This window comes from Candidatus Brocadia sapporoensis, assembly GCF_001753675.2.
In the GTDB taxonomy this organism is placed as follows: Bacteria; Planctomycetota; Brocadiia; order Brocadiales; family Brocadiaceae; genus Brocadia; species Brocadia sapporoensis.
In genome coordinates, this window is the sequence record NZ_MJUW02000053.1 from 1 (window position 1) to 3,993 (window position 3,993).

3 protein-coding genes are annotated in these 3,993 nt (G+C 42.4%); 1 reads left to right on the plus strand and 2 read right to left on the minus strand.

The features are described from left to right. The coding region (locus BIY37_RS04465) for a transposase (RefSeq protein ID WP_143299168.1) at positions 1 to 523 on the plus strand (523 nt) is incomplete at its 5' end. 924 nt (positions 524 to 1,447) lie between these two features. On the opposite strand, the gene BIY37_RS04475 is transcribed toward BIY37_RS04465, so the two are convergent. Continuing rightward, the gene (locus BIY37_RS04475; RefSeq protein WP_070066636.1) at positions 1,448 to 2,686 is read right to left on the minus strand and encodes a YfaP family protein; all 1,239 of its coding nucleotides are present in this window, start codon (positions 2,684 to 2,686) and stop codon (positions 1,448 to 1,450) included. 27 nt (positions 2,687 to 2,713) lie between these two features. Further along, positions 2,714 to 3,505 carry a hypothetical protein gene (locus BIY37_RS04480; RefSeq protein ID WP_070066637.1) on the minus strand — a complete coding sequence of 264 codons (792 nt, stop codon included), beginning with the start codon at positions 3,503 to 3,505 and terminating at the stop codon, positions 2,714 to 2,716. Between the last annotated feature and the right edge of the window lie 488 nt (positions 3,506 to 3,993).

A 3,993-nucleotide genomic window follows, 5' to 3' on the forward strand; every position in this document is an offset into this window, starting at 1 on the left:
AGAAAAGATAAGCGAGCAGTTAACAGATGAACACCACAAAATGGCAGTTCAGAGCGACAAGGCAGTGATAGATTTTTTCCATGAACAGATAGACCGGATAGAAAAGGCCGTACTGAAAGAGGTAAAAATACGATATCCGTATGAAGAACTGCTCATCGTGCCGGGGATAGGCAAGATATTAGGGATAACGATCATGCTTGAGACCGGAGATATTAACCGGTTTCCCACGGTATCAGAGTATTCTTCATACTGCCGGTGTGTATCGTCAAAAAAGGTATCAAACGGGAAGAAGAAAGGAGAGGGCAATAAAAAGAACGGGAATAAATATTTGGCGTGGGCATATGTGGAGGCTGCAAATTTTATGAGGAGGTATAGTGAACCTGCCAGGAGTTGGTATCAACGCAAGGCAACGAAGACAAATCAAATCGTGGCGATTAAGGCGTTAAGCAACAAGATAGCCAGGGCGTGTTACTTTATCATAAAGGACCAAACACCGTTTGATCCGAAGAAATTATTTCACTAAAACCGTGAGTGGAGCAGGGAACCAAAGAGATACAAAGTGGTTTATAAAACCCAAATAAAAGGGAAACTGTTCCACTCACCAGAGAAAGGAGTAAGGGAAAAGAGAGCCAGGATACTTTTGTCAATAATCAGTAATAGGGGGCGGCAGAAGATTTCCCTGTTAAAGAAACGGGAAAAAAGCCATTCATGGGTTATTCAACACCCGAAAAATGATATGTTTAAAGAGGAAGTCGTGTGAGGAGCAAAGGCAAAGGAAAAAGTGCAAAAGAGGAGGACAAGATCAAAGAGATGAAAGAACAGGGAAGCAGAGGTAGGTAAAGGAATGAAAGAATGGGACAGCGAACCGGTATAAGGGTTGGTAATCAATCCATGAGATGTGATTGGGAAACTGTTCCATTCAGAAAATGGAGTCTGAGAGGCATGATCTGCAAAGTCCGCCTATGCTGCGAGCCACAAAGGGTTGACCATAGAGCCACAAGTTTGTGACAAACAATTGGACACAGCATGGTACCAAAGATTTTCTGGGGCAGCTGGAATTCATCGTACAAGCACGTCCTCATGGAAATGAGGAATAATTCCTGAATGTGTGCTGAATTTGTTCAGCACGAGCCTAGGTCCGGATGGGTGACTGGTGCGGATTTGTGTAATCCGTAACTAAAAAACAAGAGAAAATACGGGTGCGGTCAATGGAGTGAATGCTTATTGGACAATATAATGTTTCATTTAACAAAAGGCAAAAAATCTTCGATTTTTTTGCTCGAGAGAATCTTTTTCGCTTGACAAAAGCCTTCTAATGGGTGACCCTCAGTACTCCCCTTTATTCAAATATCCGGACAGTAGTGAAAGTCAATAATTAAATATGGTGTCCCTGGAATCTCCCAATATGGTGGACATAGAATCCTCGAGTTGATGCGATTTTAGGCACTTACTGAATATCGAAGTTAAACCCATCTTGCCTATTTCCAGTTACAACAATCATGCCTACTGGAGTCGGGCTTGCATTACCTGAAGAACCTAAAGCTGTCGGTAGAAAGATCGAAAATCCTCTCGCCTGTAAGCCAGCCTGAATGAGTACAGAGGCTACTTCAGGAGTACTGCCGCGGTAATAATTGACCCCAACTTGATAGTTCCCGGTTTCAATTGTGTCGCAGCCTACGTAGTAATGCTCCGGTCCAAAGCTCGTCACATCATCAACATCAAGATAACCGGATGGACCAAAACGGTTCGCATAGTATACATGCGCCCCATTGGGTTCGAATGCATGGAGATCAACGTCTGGCTGAGCCCCCCAGGTCAAGGTGACTGTGATAATGCCTTGTCCACCGGTATTCCCTGGTGGTGATAATCCAGCTTTCACGTTTAGGATGTCATTCAGTATCTTTGACTTGCTATTACTGTTCAGCGCAAGATAGGCATTAATAAAGTTATGCCCCGTCAGGTCTGCAAGCGACAAAAAATTTGTTACATTCGGTGGTAGAGGTGTCGGCAAATGGGCTTTCTGCTTGGCTATCGTCACCGCTAGAATAACGAGGTCTTCGAAAAGAGTTGTATAATGACCGCCACCGGCTACTGTGGAATCAGGATTTGCTACCGAAACAATTCCAAAACTATTTCGTTCCGTGCCTGAAAGATTGCCATATGCCTGATTGGCAAAAAAGTTTCCCTGCGAGTGAGAAACCACAATAACCTTCTTCCCCTCGAGGATACTGTTTTTGTATGAAGTCACTTGAATAGAAAGGTCTTGATTATTAAGAAGCGCTGCCTCATCGATAGAGGTGGCTAACGCAAGCAGATTATCTTTAAATGATTCCGGCATCGGTACACCATTAGCGAGAATTCTCCAAAACAAAGTGACATCCGTAGATAAATCCTGAATAACAGACTCAAGGAGGTCATTTATAAGTCCGTTTGTATTGTTATAGGCGAGATAAAAATTGATTTTTTCGAACTCTTCGGCAGAAACTACGCTCATAACCTCATTTTCTAACTTTGCAAAAGCACGTTTTGCCTCAGGACGTGTTGTAAGTATTCCATTCCCAAAATAAATTGCGGTGTCCTTTTCGCTACAAAAACCTGTGGTATCCTGGCCGTAAGCTACGTGCGAGGTTAGAAAAATGAATGTCGTTAGTACAATGCTAAGAAAATATTTTTTGAATGTAGACATATTTATTCTCCTTGGTAGTGAAATGTATTACTCGTCAACGCAGGAAGCACTCCGCTGAGAGAAAGGAACACTGGGAAATATCTGGCCAGCAGACTGTTCGCTGAACATCAGGAAGGCTTTGCTACGTGTCTGGGTGTTTAAAATAATAGCCTCCAAATCAGACAGAACTTCGTCTGCATCTTGCGGGCGCAAGAAAAACATGCATTCGGTAGCACGATCGCTAGCTTCGGCGTACTGCAAAGATATGGCTTTGTTGTCTGCATTCAATAGCCCGCCCTGAATTGCCCGCGCATACTGCCTGGATGCGGAGCGTAGCCGATCATTATCAGCACCGGGGTACTTGTCATTGATGTACTGATCAATGTAATCCCAAACCCCATTACCATCAGCGTCCACACTAGCAACACCCTCCTCTTCTCGGATCAACACATGGACTGGTAACGGACGAGCTAAAACCTTTCCCTTTCCACGTCGCGTTACTTTTTCACGAACTTGGATAGTACCATCGAATAAACCCAACGGCGCAGCGGTATCAGCTTGAATACTGATCCGAATCGGGATGGTGTCACCCGCTTTAACATTGGAGAGCATCGAAGGACTTACATCCACATAGAGATCTATTTCTGGAACGATCCTAAGATCAACGTTACCGAGTGCTTTAACGGCATTGAGAGAAACTATGATCTCAGTATGTCCACCACGAGAGATACTTGCGTTCACAGCGCTCTGACTCCAATGCACAGGAGGAGTAGCTTGAGCTGGAAATGAAGATACAAGCAATATTAATCCTGAAATACCTATTAAACTTACCAAGTTCATTTTAATCTCCTTTTGTATATATAACTGCATAATATATGACAACCAAATTCTGCAATCGATTTTTGTGGCACAAATAATTGCATTACTTTGTTAAAAAACGTATGTGAAAAAATATTTTTAAGTCATAAGTTGAATTCATCTCAACTTACTACAAATCAATGCTTTGCGACTTATTTTATGTTTGACTTATTCCCTTACTCCTGCTATCATTTGCACTTGTGACCTTTTCTATCAATCAACAACAGGAGCAAAGGATTTGAGTATTTTTGGTGCAAACATCCCTCTGTTAAATACGTTTCTGAAAAATTTCGCCTCTTGTTTTAGCAAAAAACAAATTGCCATGTTTACCCTGCTCATCTATGCCTTGTTCAAAGACTACTAAAACAAAAATGCCTTACTGCAAAAATGTTCATCAAAACATCTTCGGCAATAGCCCTCTGTGTCAATATTAGTTGGACACTTTACCCCATAGAGTTTAGTGTAGGGCG